A 1,001-nucleotide genomic window follows, 5' to 3' on the forward strand; every position below is an offset into this window, starting at 1 on the left:
GAGGGGGGTAGAATTCCAGGGGTAGCGGTGAAATGCGTAGAGATCTGGAGGAATACCGGTGGCGAAGGCGGCCCCCTGGACGAAGACTGACGCTCAGGTGCGAAAGCGTGGGGAGCAAACAGGATTAGATACCCTGGTAGTCCACGCTGTAAACGATGTCGATTTGGAGGTTGTGCCCTTGAGGCGTGGCTTCCGGAGCTAACGCGTTAAATCGACCGCCTGGGGAGTACGGCCGCAAGGTTAAAACTCAAATGAATTGACGGGGGCCCGCACAAGCGGTGGAGCATGTGGTTTAATTCGATGCAACGCGAAGAACCTTACCTACTCTTGACATCCAGAGAACTTTCCAGAGATGGATTGGTGCCTTCGGGAACTCTGAGACAGGTGCTGCATGGCTGTCGTCAGCTCGTGTTGTGAAATGTTGGGTTAAGTCCCGCAACGAGCGCAACCCTTATCCTTTGTTGCCAGCGGTTCGGCCGGGAACTCAAAGGAGACTGCCAGTGATAAACTGGAGGAAGGTGGGGATGACGTCAAGTCATCATGGCCCTTACGAGTAGGGCTACACACGTGCTACAATGGCGTATACAAAGAGAAGCGACCTCGCGAGAGCAAGCGGACCTCATAAAGTACGTCGTAGTCCGGATTGGAGTCTGCAACTCGACTCCATGAAGTCGGAATCGCTAGTAATCGTAGATCAGAATGCTACGGTGAATACGTTCCCGGGCCTTGTACACACCGCCCGTCACACCATGGGAGTGGGTTGCAAAAGAAGTAGGTAGCTTAACCTTCGGGAGGGCGCTTACCACTTTGTGATTCATGACTGGGGTGAAGTCGTAACAAGGTAACCGTAGGGGAACCTGCGGTTGGATCACCTCCTTACCTAAAGATATTAGTTCGCGTGGCGTGCTCACACAGATTGTCTGATGAGAAAGTAACGAGCAAAAGCGTCATAAAAGTACGGTGTCGTGTCCCCTTCGTCTAGAGGCCTAGGACACCGCCCT

General features: G+C 53.3%; 1 rRNA gene. It reads left to right on the forward strand.

Features of this window, described 5'->3' with window-relative positions:
- Positions 1-879: ribosomal RNA gene (locus AEYBE204_RS39175) — 16S ribosomal RNA — on the forward strand; the annotation flags it as partial.
- Between the last annotated feature and the right edge of the window lie 122 nt (positions 880-1,001).

This window comes from Asticcacaulis sp. YBE204, assembly GCF_000495855.1.
Lineage (GTDB): Bacteria > Pseudomonadota > Alphaproteobacteria > Caulobacterales > Caulobacteraceae > Asticcacaulis.